The sequence below is a fragment of the Ruegeria arenilitoris genome (genome assembly GCF_013032855.1).
Classification (GTDB): domain Bacteria; phylum Pseudomonadota; class Alphaproteobacteria; order Rhodobacterales; family Rhodobacteraceae; genus Ruegeria; species Ruegeria arenilitoris.
In genome coordinates this window covers 789,933-803,986 of sequence record NZ_WQDA01000001.1, presented here as the reverse complement: position 1 = coordinate 803,986, position 14,054 = coordinate 789,933, and the positions used below count along the sequence as shown (strand labels likewise).

Below are 14,054 nucleotides of genomic sequence, written 5' to 3'. Positions count from 1 at the left end.
CGCGGCCCTGCCCAACGCTTGGAACGGCGGCGCAGCGGCGCCGCAGGTCAAAGGGGCGGGAGCGCCCTAGCGGTCGTCTCCACCGGGGCCGATATCGTCTAGATACTCCTCGTCAATCGCGGCTTGCACCGCGCCGGTGACCGCCTCGCGTTGTTTCGGAGACAGGTCTTCGGGCTCCTTGCCATCGGCCAGTCGTACCGTGACTTCGCGGTGGGCAAACTTGATGCCTTCGCGCGCGAACAACTCGCGGATTTCTTGGTACACCTTTTTGCGCACCAGCCACTGGTCGCCCGGCTTGGTCATAAACTTCACCCGGATGATCATCGCGGAATCCTGCATCTCGATAACGCCCTGCGACTTGAGCGGCTGGATGAAGTTGTCCCCGATCACCGGATCCTCCAGCAGCTCCTGCCCCAGCTTCTTGATCAGTTTGCGGACCTTCTCGACGTCCGTGTCATAGGTCACCCGCAGAGGCAGTTTCATGATCACCCAGTCGCGCGAGTAGTTGGTCAGGACCTTGATTTCACCAAACGGGATCGTGTTCAGGGCCCCCAGATGGTGGCGCAGCTGGAAAGACCGGACCGAGATTTTTTCGACCGTACCTTTGACATCTCCGATGTCGATGTATTCTCCCTTGCGGAACGCGTCATCCAGCAGGAAGAAGGCGCCCGAGAAAATGTCCCGCACCAGGGTTTGCGAGCCAAAGCCCACGGCCAGACCGACAACGCCTGCGCCCGCAAACAGAGGGCTGACATTTATTCCCAGTTCCATCAGAACGATCAGCACGATGGTCACGACCACCACGGCCAATATGGCGCCCCTGAACAGAGGCAGCAGCGTGGCAAGGCGGCTTTGACCGCCCTCTCCTCCCTCGTCACCCAACTCGGCTTCGGCGGCTCCATCATCGGTTTCTGCAGCGATCTTGGTGTCGATCCAGATCCGGAAGAAGTGGAACAGGATGTAGCCGATGAATAGGATCACCATCACATCCAGCGCCCTGCCAATGGGCAAATCCTCGCTCCAGCTGGCTTCGGGATTCCAAATGACGACCAGTGCGTAGATGCCAACTACAAAGGCCAGGATGCCCGCGACACGCCGCGCAAGATCTTCGTAGGTCACCAATGTGTGCTTGCGCTTCTCCGCCTCGGGCGTCTCCGAGGTCCGCATGGTATCTTCATCGGTATCGAGTTCGGCATTCAGAGCCTCGATCTGCCGGTTGCGATCGAAGTACCGCTCGAGCAGATAGTTCATGGCGCCATATGCGATGACGACCGACATGAAGATCATGTAGCTGCTTGCGACGATCGGCAGCGAGTCCTCGGTCTCGAGCACCAGATCCACCGCCAGCTTGAACCAACTGAAGACCAGATAGACGATCAGGGCCGGGGCCCAGCCAAATGATACGAACCGCAGCAACCAAGATACCTGGTCCGGCTGACGGCCGCCTCGGATGGCGTTCGAAATGGCCCGGGCATTGAACAGGATCATCAGGATGTTCCCGACCATCCCGATCAGGGTCAGCCCGCCATAAACCATCGCGTAGACGTTGTAGTTGAGCCCGAAATCCGCCACCCAGGTGGAAAACAGAACAGCGGTAATGTCATAGGTCGCCAGCGCCGATGCCCAGATGTACAGCCGCTTGGCGTCCCGGTCCGAGAATGGCGGCAACCTGTACTGGCTGAGATACGGCGACAGCACCATCCGCCACAGGTCGGAAACCGTACGTGACAGGAAAAACGCCGTGAAAATCGCCGTGACGGTGAACTGGATCGAGATATCCTCGGCCTCGCCGAAGAACAGATACCCGACGATCAGAGCCATAAGCATTGCAAACACCGTGGCCCCGATACCCATCAAGAACCGGAACACAAGGAACGGCATCTTTTCCCGATACCCCTGCGGGTTTTCCTTGATCCGGGCGACGACCCACCGTCGGGCAAAGCGCTTGCCGTACAGCTCGATCGACAGCCATCGGCCAACCATCAGGAACAGTATGTTCCATCCCAGCACCTCGACATAGGTGAAAATCCGGCCATCAGGACTGGTTTGCTCGAGGATGTAGCGCACCTCGAAGATCGAATAGGGCAACGCCTCAAGGCGGGATCGCACGGCTTCGCTGAACTTGGCAAAGCGCTCCTGCGCCTTCATCAACTGCGAACTTTCCGCCATCGGATCATGAGCGACGTCCTCGGGCTGGCCACCAGCCTGCCCAACCGAGGATACGACCTGCCCGGCGCTGTCGATGACGATCACGCTGGCGCCCGCCTCGGTCGCGGCGCGGATCGCGGCCGCAACATCGTTGTCCTGCGGGGCCTCTGTTTCACCGGACGCCCCGGGATACCCCGGGATCAACGAGGTCTGCGCCGCCGCACCGGTCGCGCAGACCAGAGCGATTGTCCACGTCAGGAACAGTACACGGACAAGAAAGTTCGGTTTCATAAGGTCTTGCATCCTGATCTCTTGCTGCACGGCAGCCTATAGAAGGCACCCGCCTTGATCAAACGATCCACTCGTTGCTTCCCGACATCGTGTAGGACCGTGTTTTTGGCGCAAGCCCAAAGGCAGGATGTTTCCAACCCTCTGGAATTCCTATAAGAGCAGGCAGCATCCGGCAATTCCGGGCTTTGCCAACTTCGGGGAATGTTGCAGGCTTCGCGTTATTGGTGACTTGCGCAATGGCTGTTGCCAAATCGCAATGATTGACGCATTTGCGGCTTTGACACAGACCCTTTGGCAGGCGGCGTCAAAAAATATAAGATAACTGGTGCGAAACGCGCGGAAACTGCACCGTAACAAAGATACGAGCGAGGGCATGAGCCTAGGCATCGACGACAAACAGACCGGTCGCGCTCCGCGCATAATGTTCTACAGTCACGATACGTTCGGACTGGGTCATCTCAGACGCTCCCGAGCGCTGGCTGCGGCAATGACGCGGGCGAACCCGCGGGCTTCGGCGCTGATCCTGACGGGCTCGCCCGTTGCCGGGCGCTTCACTTTTCCGCGGCGTGTGGACCATGTACGCCTGCCGGGCGTGACCAAGCGGGCCGATGGTTCGTATGCCGCGCGTACGATCGGAATGGGGATTGACGAGGTCACCGAGCTGCGTTCGGGACTGATCCAGACCACCATGCGCCAATTCGACCCGGACGTCGTCGTCGTCGACAAGGAGCCGACCGGTTTCCGGGGCGAACTGCTGCCTACCCTTGAACAGCTGCATCAATCCGGGCGCGCCAAACTGGTGCTAGGCCTTCGCGACGTTCTGGACGAACCCGAGGTTCTGGCCGCGGAATGGGCCCGAAAGGATGCCGTCGCCGCAACCGAGAAATACTATCACGAAATCTGGGTCTACGGCCTGCGTTCCGTTTATGACCCGACAGAAGGATTACCGCTCAGCCCGTCGGCGCAGGCGCGGATTCACTGGACCGGCTATCTGCGCCGCGATCTCGGCCCTGTCGGCGAACCTCCCGAGCAGCCCTATATCCTTATCACGCCCGGAGGCGGTGGCGACGGGAAGGCAATGGTCAACCTTGTCCTGTCCGCATATGAAAAAGACCCTGATCTGTCCCCCCGAGCCCTGCTCGTCTATGGCCCTTTCCTGTCCGGTGAGTTGCGCGAAGACTTCGAGGCCCGCGTGGCGGCCCTAAACGGTCGTGTGACGGCGGTCGGGTTCGAATCCCAGATCGAAACCCTGTTCGCCGGCGCGGCGGGTGTGGTCTGCATGGGCGGATACAACACGTTTTGTGAGGTGCTCTCCTTTGACAAACGCGCGGTGATCGTCCCGCGAACCACCCCGCGGCTGGAACAGTGGATTCGCGCCTCGCGCGCCGAGGAACTGGGCCTTGTGCGGATGCTGGACGAGACCCGCGATGGGTTGACGGCCGATGCGATGATCACGGCCATTCGCAACCTGCCGCAGCAGCCCCTTCCCTCGCAGGCGATCCGGGCCGGTTTGCTGGATGGCTTGGACTATGTCTCTGATCGGGTCGAAGCCCTGCTGAGCGTGGAACAGGAACGAGCGACCGGATGACCGACGCAGAGCCGCGACTGGCGGTGTTGGTCAAGGGTTGGCCGCGCCTGTCCGAGACGTTCATCGCTCAGGAATTGGTTGCTTTGCAGGATGCCGGCCACGCCTTTGACATTTGGTCATTGCGCCACCCGACCGACACCAAACGCCATCCCCTGCACGACCGGTTTCAGGGGCGGGTGCATTATCTTCCCGAATACCTGTACCAAGAACCCCAACGCGTATGGGCGGCGAGACGAACCGCACAGGCGCTTCCGGGTTACGCACAGGCCTACCGGGTGTGGCGACAGGATCTGCGTCGCGATCCCACGCACAACCGGATCCGCCGCTTTGGACAGGCTTGCGTTCTGGCCGCGGAATTGCCCGGCGACACGCGCGCGCTGTATGCCCACTTCCTGCATACCCCGTCCTCGGTTGCCCGCTATGCTGCAATCATGCGCGGCCTGCCGTGGAGCTTTTCGGCTCACGCCAAGGATATCTGGACGTCGCCCGAGTGGGAAAAGCGTGAAAAACTTCACGCTGACACCTTCGGAGCGGCGTTCGGCGCAACCTGCACCGAGATCGGCGCGCGGCACTTGCGCGATCTGGCCGATGACCCCGCCCGTGTCGATCTGATCTATCACGGGCTGGACCTGACGCGATTTCCTGAGCCGCCCGCACGAAAACTGCGATCCGTCGATGAACGGTTCCATATGGTGTCCGTCGGACGACTGGTAGAAAAGAAAGGCTTTGATCGCTTGATCCACGCCTTGGCCATACTCCCCCCAGAGATCGACTGGCACTGGACCCACATTGGCGGCGGCACCTTGTCGGACAACCTGCGCAGCCTGGCGGAAAATCTGCGCCTGCAGGATCGCATCACTTGGAAAGGCGCCTGCGATCAACCCGAAGTCATTGCGGCCATGCGCGATGCGGATCTGTTCGTGCTGCCCAGCCGCATCGCCGCGGACGGCGACCGGGACGGCCTGCCCAATGTCCTGATGGAAGCCGCGTCGCAAAAACTGCCGATCCTGTCCACTCCGGTCTCGGCCATTCCTGAATTCATCCGCAACAACGTGCACGGCATCTTGTCCGATGACGAACCCAAGGCGCTGGCAGACGCCATTTCCACCCTGGCCGCCGACCCGCAGAAAGCGGCAATCATGGCCGATGCGGCTTATGACCGCTTGCTTGCCAATTTTCGCATGGACCCCGGCATTGCGCGTCTGTCCCGCCGCCTGAAAGCCTTGTGCGCGGAGGGTACTTGATGGTTCGGGTCGCCTTCTATGCGCCGATGAAAGCCCCAGACAGCCCGGTTCCGTCCGGCGACCGCGAAATGGCTCGCAACCTGATGGCTGCAATCGGGGCCGACGGGCATCGTGTTGATCTGGTCTCGCGGCTGCGCATCTATGACAAAACCGGAGACCCGGACCTTCAGAACCGTCTCGACCGCGAAGCCGCGGCCGAGGTCACCCGACTGAGCACAGAACTGCCTGCAGATACAGGCCTCTGGGTGACCTATCACAACTACTACAAAGCTCCGGACCTTTTGGGGCCGGCGGTCTGCAGGGCGCGCGGGATACCCTATGTTCAGCTTGAGAGCACCCGCGCCATGTCGCGCCTTTCCGGGCCCTGGGCCGGCTTTGCCCAAGCTGCGCACGATGCCTGCGACGCCGCGCAGGTGATCTTCTATCACACAGCAAATGACTTGATCACACTGGAACGCGAGCGGTTCGGTGATCAGTCATTGATTGAACTCCCACCCTTCCTGCCCCGATCGGACCTGCCTCGGCCCTCTCGATGCGCGGGGCCGATGCTGACGGTGGGAATGATGCGATACGGGGACAAGTTGGAGTCCTTCCGCATTCTGGCCGATACGCTGGCATTTTTGAATGAGGATTGGACGCTGAACATCGCCGGCGACGGGCCAGCCCGCCCGGATGTCGAGGCTTTGATGGCCCCCTTCGGCACACGTGTCCGTTTTTTGGGCCTGCTGAGCCGCGATGACCTGGAAACGATTTACTCCGATGCTGCTCTGTTGGTCTGGCCGGGCGTCAACGAAGCCTACGGGATGACCTATCTCGAGGCGCAGTCCGCGGGCGTCCCCGTTGTCGCCCAGGATCGCCCGGGAGTGCGCGACGTACTGGCGCCTGCCAATCATCCTGCCCCTGATTACGGCGCCGCCGCGCTGGCCGAGCGAATTGACCGGCTGCTGTCCGATCCCGAACTGCGTCGGAGCGAAGGTCAAAAAGCGCGCGACTACGTGGCCGGCCGTCATTTGATGCCAACCGCAACGCGGACGTTCTGGTCGGGAGTTTCTTCGCTGGTAGGGGAGATGTCATGACACGTCTGGCCCTTCTGCGCCACGGTCATACCGCCTGGAACCGCGCAGGGCGCATTCAGGGGCGCAGCGACATCAGCCTCGATGATCAGGCAAAGGCCGAACTGGCCCGATATCGCTTGCCAACTCCTTGGGACCGGGCCGAACTATGGTCCAGCCCCCTGACCCGCGCCAGCGAAACTGCGCGGCTGGTCGCCGGACGCGAACCCGCAACCTCGGCCGCCCTGGTCGAGATGAATTGGGGCGACTGGGAAGGCCAACGCGGGGAAGACCTGATTGCAGATGCCAACACTGGTTACCGGCATATCGAGGATTGGAGCTGGGAATTTCGTCCCCCCAACGGCGAAAGCCCGGCCGACATTCGCCGCCGCCTTGTGCCATGGCTGTCCAGCCTGACCGGTGACAACGTAGCTGTCTGCCATATCGGAATCATGCGGGTCATCCTGGCGCTTGCCTGGGGGTGGGAGTTCACAGGCCCCGCGCCGTTCCGCATCAAACGCAATCGTCTCTACGTGGTCGATTTGGAGCAAATGCGACCGGAGGCTGAGCCCGTCCGGCTTATCCCGCGCGAGGCCGGGTCATGAGGACCATGATCGTCGTCACCCATCTGCTGGGGACCGGACATCTCAGCCGAGCCTTGACCTTGGGTCGGGCTTTTGCGGATGCCGGACACGACGTGACCGTCGCATCCGGTGGGATGCCTGCACCACAACTGAATGCGGATGGAGTTTCCCTGCTGGCACTGCCACCCCTGCGTTCGGATGGTACCGATTTCACGCGGTTGCTGACGGCCGACGGAGATATTGCAGACGCGACCTATCTGAACTCCCGCGCTATTGCCCTGACCGAGGCTGTTCGACGGGTAAACCCCGATGTCCTGATAACGGAACTCTATCCCTTCGGGCGCCGAAGCTTGGCCGACGAATTTCTGGCCCTGCTGTCCACTGCGCGGTCACTGCCGTCCTGTCCGGTTGTTCTGAGTTCGGTCCGGGACATCCTCGCGCCACCGTCGAAACCCGCCAAAGCTGTACGGACCGAAGAAATCATTGTGCGTTTCTATGACGGCGTACTGGTTCATTCCGACCCCGAAATCACGCCGCTGGATGCCAGCTGGCCGGTTACAGGCAACTTGGCCGGACGCCTGTTCTATACGGGCTTTGTTGCCCCGCCTGCGCCGGGTCCTCATGAACAGGGGGAAGGAGCGAATGAAATCCTGGTCAGCGCTGGCGGCGGATCGGTCGGGCAACCGATCTTTCGCGCGGCCATCGAGGCCGCCCAAAAGATGCCCAACTGGCGCTGGCGCCTGCTGGTCGGCGGTCAGGATGCCGAAGACCGGATTGCCGAACTGAGGCACATGACAAATGGCGAAAATGTCATTCTGGAGCCCGTACGTCCGGATTTCAGACAAATGCTACCGCTGGCCGCAGCCTCGGTCAGCATGTGCGGGTACAACACCGCCATGGACTTGCTGCAATGCGCGACCCCGGCCGTTCTGATCCCATTCGACGATGGTAAGGAAGTGGAGCAGACCCTGAGGGCAAAGAGCCTCGCGCGCCTGCCGGCCGTCGACGTGCTGAACAGCGCGAAGCTGACCGGAGAGGCATTGGCCCAAGCAGTCGACCGCGTCCTGCATCAAGGCCCGCGCGAACCATTGAACGGCGGGTTCGACGGAGCCAGCAAGTCGGTAGAGATTGCCACCTCGCTCTGGGAGGCTCGGCAATGACAACCGATTGGACACCGCTGCGATCCGAATTGCAGGTGTGGCGAGAGGCTGGGCTTACGCTTCCACTGTGGTGGCGGGACGATGACGCGATCGCACCCAGCCGGCAATTAGACCGCTTGGTGGGCCTGTCATCCCGAACCGGTCTGCCGGTTCATCTTGCCATCATTCCACGCGATGCCAGTCAGGGTCTGGTCGACCAGGTTGCCGACCAGCCCAGCTTGATTCCGGTGGTTCACGGCTGGGCGCACCAGAACCACGCACCAAAGGGCGAAAAGAAGTCCGAGTTCCGCCTGCATCGTCCGCCCGCCTCGATTGTGTCTGATGCACGCAATGGCTTCCTGCGTCTGCAGGAGTCCTTCGGTGATCGTCTGTGCCCGATGTTCGTCCCCCCTTGGAACCGCATCGCGCCCGAAGTGACGGCAGAGCTTGCGGAGATCGGCTATCAGTTCCTGTCCACGGCCACGCCCAGAACGCACGTAGTAGCAGCGCCGGGCCTGACTCAGGTCAATACCCATCTGGATCCGATCGACTGGCGTGGTAAGCGAGGGTTGGCCGATCCGAATGCGTTGATCGCCAAAACCGTCTCGATGCTGCAGGATCGCCGAGAGGGACGTGCCGACCCAACCGAACCTTTTGGCGTGTTGACCCATCATCTTGTCCATGATCAACAGATCTGGGACTTTACCGAGGCGCTTCTGGATTGTCTCATGGCTGGCCCCACACGCGTCTGGTCCGCAGGACCACACTGATTACCCGAGGAGACCTTGATGAGCCGACTGGATTCCATGCTGCGACGCCTGACCGCCCAGCGCGACGGGCTGAACTGGGCTGCGGCGCGGATCAAAGGGCTGAAAGGCGATGTGCTGGACATGGGATTGGGCAACGGCCGCACCTATGACCACCTGCGCGAGATCCTGCCCGACCGGCGCATCTGGGTCATGGACCGGGTTCTGCAGTGTCACCCGGACAGCACCCCGCCGGCCGAAGATTTTCTGCAGGGCGAGGCCGAACCGATGCTGAAGAAGCTGGCCGAAGACGGCCCGCGGATCGCATTGGCGCATTATGATTTCGGTCGCGGGATCAAACATGAAGACGTGGTCGAAGCGGCGAGGCTCAGCAAGCTGATTGGCTCGGTCATGGTCCCAGGCGGGTTGCTGATTTCCGGCCAACCGCTGGAAGGGTTCGAACAGATCAACGGCCCGGACTCCATCGCGCCTGACCGCTATCTGTTCTACCTCGCCTGATCAGGCCACGCGCTGCCCGCGCGACCAGACCGCGGTCAGGGCCGGGACACCGCCCCGCATTCGAAAACGGATCAGGTCTGCCCGCTGCCCCGGTTTCAGAGCGCCGCGATCCGCAAGGCCCGCCGCCTGTGCCGGAGCCCGTGTGACAGTGGCGATGCCACGCGCCATGTCATCCCAGATACGCCCAAGGGTAACGGCGGACAACAGCAAGGCTGACGGCACATAGTCCGACGACAGAATGTCCAAACACCCCAAGTCGGCCAGTTCCCGTGCTGCCACATTCCCAGAATGTGACCCGCCCCGGATCAGGTTTGGCGCGCCCATCATGACCTGAATGTCATGAGCGTGACAGGCCCGTGCGGCCTCGACCGTCGTTGGGAATTCGGCCAGCCGAATGCCATGACGGGCGGATATCGCCACTTGCGCCTCGGTCGTGTCGTCGTGGCTGGCCAGAACCGCTCCGAAGCGGCGCGCGGCGTCCACGGCCTCCTGCTCGTGGCGGTCTCCATTGCGGTCCCTCAGCCCCCGCAACTGGTCGACGTGCCGTGCGAACGTGTCGTCATCCATAGCGTACTTGCCTTTGAGATAGGCTTCGAACTTGGACAGGTCCCGAAACTGGCGCTGGCCGGGCGTGTGATCCATCAACGAAACGATGCCCACCCGGTCTTCTGGACCGAATTCCTGCAGTTCCTCTACCAGCGTTTCAGAACAGACTTCGGCGCGCAGATGCAGAAAGTGGCTGATCTTGAGTGCGTCCTGCTCTCGCAACTCCCACAGCTCGCGCGACAGTCCGCGCGCGTATTTCAGATACCGTCCAGCACCGGAGGGGATCGACCCCACCCGCATGGCGTCAAAGACCGTCGTGATCCCGGTGCTGGCCAGTTCCGCGTCATGCGCCAGAATGGCTGCGGCATGGGGCCAGTCCACCTTGGGCCGCGGCTGGATGTGGCGTTCCAGGTTGTCGGTGTGCAACTCAACCAGGCCAGGTGACACATAGTCCCCGTTACAGTCAATCGCGCCTTTCGGAACAGCCGCGCCGGTGTCTATGTCAGCGATCGTCTGGCCAACGATACGGACACACCCCCGGACGGTTTCATCCGGCAGAACAAGCAACGCATTGGCAAGGGTCAGTTCATCTGTCATCGGATTTTCACGTGGTTTGAGGTAAGGAGAGGCCACGCAACAGGAGGCCATTGTGAATTTTGCGCGATACGCGATCTATTTCGTTCCCCCAGCCCAATCCGACTGGAGCAGGTTTGCAACCGCGTGGCTGGGGTGGGACATCGATGCGGGACGGACCGTCGACCATCCGGCCATTGACGGGTTGGACGTCGCCTCGGTAACACAAGTGCCGCGCAAATACGGGCTTCATGCCACGATGAAGCCGCCGTTTCGCTTGCGTGAAGATCTGTCGCTGTCCGCTTTGCAGGACACCTGCGCCCGTCTGGCCGGTAAATTCGCCCCCGTTTCGCTGGACGGGCTCGAAGTTGCACGCCTTGGTCGGTTTCTTGCTTTGCGGCCCGTGGGCGACACACGAGACCTGAACGCGCTTGCGGCGGCTTGCGTCCGCGACCTGGACCCTTTTCGTGCCCCGGCCTCGGAAACCGAGATGAACCGGCGCCGAGCGGCCGGGCTGACCATGGAGCAGGACGCCAATCTGACGAACTGGGGCTACCCATACGTTCTGGAGGCTTTCCGCTTTCACATCACCCTGTCCGGTCGCCTGAGCAAGCCGATGCTGGCAAACGTGCAAACCGTGCTGAACCAACGGCTTGTCCCATTGCTGCCAGCCCCTTTTGACATAGGGGACCTGGCCCTTGTGGGCGAGGCTGAAGACGGGCGGTTCCACGTGCTTCAACGGTACGCCCTTTCGGGTTGAAGGCCGGACAAGATGGTTTCAACGGTCGCATCCAGTGACCCGGAATTGTCGACCTCGATCACGTGGTTCAAGCCTTCGGGCAGGGCTGCAGTGGCGCGCCCCAAACGTCGGGCTTGATCGGCCGCGCTTTCCCGGCCGCGCACTGCCAGACGTTGTGCCAGAACCTTTGGGTCGGCCGTCAGGGATATCACGATCAGCTCTCGAAATTCCTTCTGCGCCTCGGGCAACACAGCCCTTGAGAGGTTGACCAGAACGGCGTCGGCCCTTCGGCGTTGTTCCGTGATCGCAACGGGTATGCCGTAGTGCAGCCCGTGCGCGGCCCAGCACAGAACAAAGCTGCCCTCTTGGACCATTGTTTGAAACGCCCGGTCGGACACGCGGTCAAAATCCTCACCGCCTTCGCCATGGGGACGGGTGATGACTCTACGCACCCTTTCGAAGTTCGACGCGCGCGCCAGCAGTGCTTGGATCACGCTGTCTTTTCCAACACCCGAAGGCCCGACAACTGCAATGACCGGGGCCATCTTCATGCCGCCGCCCCCGGCGCAAACTGCGTGACGTCGACCACGCGGCTGCAGACCCGGTCACGGGCCTCTTGGTCGTGGAATATCCCAATGATCGCCGCGCCGCGGGCCTTTGCTTCTTGGATCAGGGACAGCACGGTTTCGCGGTTTCGTGCGTCAAGGCTGGCCGTGGGTTCATCCAGCAACAGAGCCGGATAGTCATGCGCAAAACCACGCGCGATATTCACCCGTTGCTGTTCACCGCCCGAAAATGTCGTGGGACTGAGGCGCCAAAGCGGTTCCGGAATATTCAGGCGCTGAAGGAGGCCCGCTGCCTTGTCCAGTGCGGTCTGCCGCTCGCACCCCTGAACCAGAAGCGGTTCGGCCACGACCTCCAGCGTCGGCACACGCGGCACAACACGCAGAAACTGACTGACATAGCCCAGGGTCTCCCGGCGCAGCTGCAGGATCTCGCGCGGTTGGGCCCGGGCGACGTCCAGGCCACCCACCCGCACCTGCCCCGAGGCCGCCAGGTAATTGCCGTAGATCACCCGCATCAGTGTGGACTTCCCGGCCCCGCTGGCCCCGGTCAGGGCCATGCATTCTCCGGCCCCGACCTGCAGCGACGCGCCCGCCATCACCGGGATCACGGCGCCGCCCTGATTGTGCAGGGTAAAGCTCTTGCTCACGTCGATCAGTTCAATCATCGGATTTCATCTTTTCTGTAGCATTCAAACCTGCAGGACGCTGGACACAAGCAGTTGCGTATAGGCATGCTGCGGGTCGTCCAGCACCTGATCGGTCAGCCCCGCCTCGACCACCTCGCCATCCTTCATCACCATCAACCGGTCCGCCAACAGCCGCACCACGGCCAGATCATGGGTGACGATGATAGCGCTCAGCCCCATCTCGCGCACAAGGCCGCGCAGCAGGTCCAGCAGCCGCGCCTGCACCGAGACATCCAACCCGCCGGTCGGTTCGTCCATGAAAACCAGCCGCGGACCGGTCACCAGGTTGCGCGCGATCTGCAACCGTTGCTGCATGCCGCCCGAAAACGCGCTGGGTCGGTCGTCCACGCGGCTTTCCGCTATCTCGACCCGGCCCAGCCAATCCAGGGCCTGCCCGCGGATCTGGCCATAGTGCCGGCTCCCCACGGCCATCAGCCGCTCGCCGATATTGCCGCCGGCGCTGACCGACATGCGCAGCCCGTCGCGGGCATGCTGATGAACAAAGGCCCAGTCGGTGCGCCCCAGCATCCGGCGGGCCGGTTCCGACATCGTGACCGTGTCCACCGGCCCGTCGGCGCGGGTATCAAAGATGACCTGCCCGGCATCCGGCTTAAGATGCCCGGCCAGACAGTTCAGCAGGGTCGACTTGCCCGACCCGCTTTCGCCGACGATCCCCATCACCTCACCGGGGTAGAGGTCGAAACTGACATCACGACAGCCGATCCGCGCGCCATAGCGTTTCTCGATGCCATTGACCTGCAGCAGAGGGGTCATGCCGCATCCTCCTGCGCCAAACGGCCTTGGTGTCCGGCCTCGCGGCGGGACCGGCAGTAATCGGTGTCCGAACACACGAACATCCGGTCGCCTGCATCGTCCGTGATCACCTCGTCCAGGTAACTGTCTTCGGCCCCGCACAGATCGCAGGCATGGTCGGCCTTGCTGGCCTCGAACGGGTAGTCCTCGAAATCGAGGCTGACCACCCGCGTATGCGGCGGCACCGCATAAATGCGCTGCTCGCGCCCGGCCCCGAACAGCTGGATCGCGTCCATTTCCAGTTTCGGATTGTCGAATTTCGGGATCGGAGACGGGTCCATCACATAGCGGTCGGCCACCCGGACCGGATAGGCATAGGCCGTGGAAATCGCGCCGTGCTGGCTGATGTCTTCGTAGAGCTTCACATGCATCAACCCGTATTCCTGCAGGCTGTGCATCTTGCGCGTCTCCGTCTCGCGCGGTTCCAGAAACCGCAGCGGTTCGGGGATCGGGACCTGATAGACCAGGATCTGATCAGCACGCAGCGGGGCCTCGGGGATGCGATGGCGGGTTTGGATGATGGTGGCCTTCTCGGTCTCTTCGGTCGTGGCCACGCCCGCCGTCTTTTCAAAGAACTTTCGGATCGACACGGCATTGGTCGTGTCATCTGCTCCCTGATCGATCACCTTGAACACATCATCCGGGGTCAGCGTCGCGGCCGAGACCTGAACCCCGCCCGTGCCCCAACCATAAGGCATGGGCATCTCGCGGCTGGCAAACGGCACCTGATAACCCGGAACGGCCAAGCCCTTGAGAATGGCCCGGCGGATCATCCGCTTGGTTTGTTCGTCCAAATATGCGAAGTTATACTCATTCATTT

14 protein-coding genes are annotated in these 14,054 nt (G+C 62.0%); 8 read left to right on the top strand and 6 right to left on the bottom strand.

What is annotated here, in order from left to right; translation table 11 throughout:
• Window positions 1-66 precede the first annotated feature (66 nt).
• Window positions 67-2,439, bottom strand: a complete 2,373-nt coding sequence (locus GOW72_RS03865; RefSeq protein WP_170366019.1) for a mechanosensitive ion channel family protein — start codon at window positions 2,437-2,439, stop codon at window positions 67-69.
• Window positions 2,440-2,812: 373 nt separating this feature from the next.
• On the opposite strand from GOW72_RS03865, the gene GOW72_RS03860 reads away from it, so the two are divergent.
• From GOW72_RS03860 to GOW72_RS03830, 7 genes are read left to right on the top strand one after another with little or no spacing between them, the layout of a single operon-like run.
• Entirely contained in the window at window positions 2,813-4,027 is a 1,215-nt protein-coding gene (locus tag GOW72_RS03860; RefSeq protein ID WP_170365293.1) for a glycosyltransferase family protein, read from the top strand.
• Window positions 4,024-5,271 carry a glycosyltransferase family 4 protein gene (locus GOW72_RS03855; protein ID WP_170365290.1) on the top strand — a complete coding sequence of 416 codons (1,248 nt, stop codon included), beginning with the start codon at window positions 4,024-4,026 and terminating at the stop codon, window positions 5,269-5,271. Before GOW72_RS03860 ends, GOW72_RS03855 begins: the two co-directional genes overlap by 4 nt.
• On the top strand, window positions 5,271-6,347 hold the full coding sequence (locus tag GOW72_RS03850; RefSeq protein WP_170365287.1) for a glycosyltransferase family 4 protein: 1,077 nt from the start codon (window positions 5,271-5,273) through the stop codon (window positions 6,345-6,347). Before GOW72_RS03855 ends, GOW72_RS03850 begins: the two co-directional genes overlap by 1 nt.
• Window positions 6,344-6,928: a histidine phosphatase family protein gene (locus GOW72_RS03845; protein ID WP_170340373.1), complete on the top strand. Its 585-nt coding sequence runs from the start codon at window positions 6,344-6,346 to the stop codon at window positions 6,926-6,928. The genes GOW72_RS03850 and GOW72_RS03845 overlap by 4 nt, the downstream gene beginning before the upstream one ends.
• Window positions 6,925-8,067: a glycosyltransferase family protein gene (locus GOW72_RS03840; protein WP_170365285.1), complete on the top strand. Its 1,143-nt coding sequence runs from the start codon at window positions 6,925-6,927 to the stop codon at window positions 8,065-8,067. Before GOW72_RS03845 ends, GOW72_RS03840 begins: the two co-directional genes overlap by 4 nt.
• Window positions 8,064-8,816 (top strand): polysaccharide deacetylase family protein, encoded by a 753-nt coding sequence (locus GOW72_RS03835; RefSeq protein ID WP_170365283.1) that lies wholly within the window; start codon window positions 8,064-8,066, stop codon window positions 8,814-8,816. Before GOW72_RS03840 ends, GOW72_RS03835 begins: the two co-directional genes overlap by 4 nt.
• Window positions 8,817-8,834: 18 nt before the next feature.
• The gene (locus tag GOW72_RS03830) at window positions 8,835-9,311 is read left to right on the top strand and encodes a class I SAM-dependent methyltransferase (protein ID WP_170340366.1); all 477 of its coding nucleotides are present in this window, start codon (window positions 8,835-8,837) and stop codon (window positions 9,309-9,311) included.
• On the opposite strand, the gene GOW72_RS03825 is transcribed toward GOW72_RS03830, so the two are convergent.
• Window positions 9,312-10,454, bottom strand: coding sequence for an alpha-D-ribose 1-methylphosphonate 5-triphosphate diphosphatase (locus tag GOW72_RS03825; protein ID WP_170365281.1), 1,143 nt, complete (start codon window positions 10,452-10,454; stop codon window positions 9,312-9,314).
• Window positions 10,455-10,506: 52 nt separating this feature from the next.
• Here GOW72_RS03825 and GOW72_RS03820 point away from each other — a divergent pair, with 52 nt between their 5' ends.
• Window positions 10,507-11,190 carry a DUF1045 domain-containing protein gene (locus GOW72_RS03820; protein ID WP_170365279.1) on the top strand — a complete coding sequence of 228 codons (684 nt, stop codon included), beginning with the start codon at window positions 10,507-10,509 and terminating at the stop codon, window positions 11,188-11,190.
• On the opposite strand, the gene phnN is transcribed toward GOW72_RS03820, so the two are convergent.
• From phnN to GOW72_RS03800, 4 genes are read right to left on the bottom strand one after another with little or no spacing between them, the layout of a single operon-like run.
• A complete protein-coding gene (phnN, locus tag GOW72_RS03815; RefSeq protein WP_170364987.1) occupies window positions 11,166-11,720 on the bottom strand; it encodes a phosphonate metabolism protein/1,5-bisphosphokinase (PRPP-forming) PhnN in 555 nt (184 codons plus the stop codon). The two genes, GOW72_RS03820 and phnN, sit on opposite strands and share 25 nt — an antisense overlap.
• Window positions 11,717-12,400, bottom strand: a complete 684-nt coding sequence (gene phnL, locus GOW72_RS03810; protein WP_170364989.1) for a phosphonate C-P lyase system protein PhnL — start codon at window positions 12,398-12,400, stop codon at window positions 11,717-11,719. The genes phnN and phnL overlap by 4 nt, the downstream gene beginning before the upstream one ends.
• A 24-nt stretch (window positions 12,401-12,424) precedes the next feature.
• A complete protein-coding gene (gene phnK, locus GOW72_RS03805; RefSeq protein WP_170364991.1) occupies window positions 12,425-13,195 on the bottom strand; it encodes a phosphonate C-P lyase system protein PhnK in 771 nt (256 codons plus the stop codon).
• Window positions 13,192-14,052: an alpha-D-ribose 1-methylphosphonate 5-phosphate C-P-lyase PhnJ gene (locus GOW72_RS03800; RefSeq protein WP_174825001.1), complete on the bottom strand. Its 861-nt coding sequence runs from the start codon at window positions 14,050-14,052 to the stop codon at window positions 13,192-13,194. The genes phnK and GOW72_RS03800 overlap by 4 nt, the downstream gene beginning before the upstream one ends.
• Window positions 14,053-14,054 lie beyond the last annotated feature (2 nt).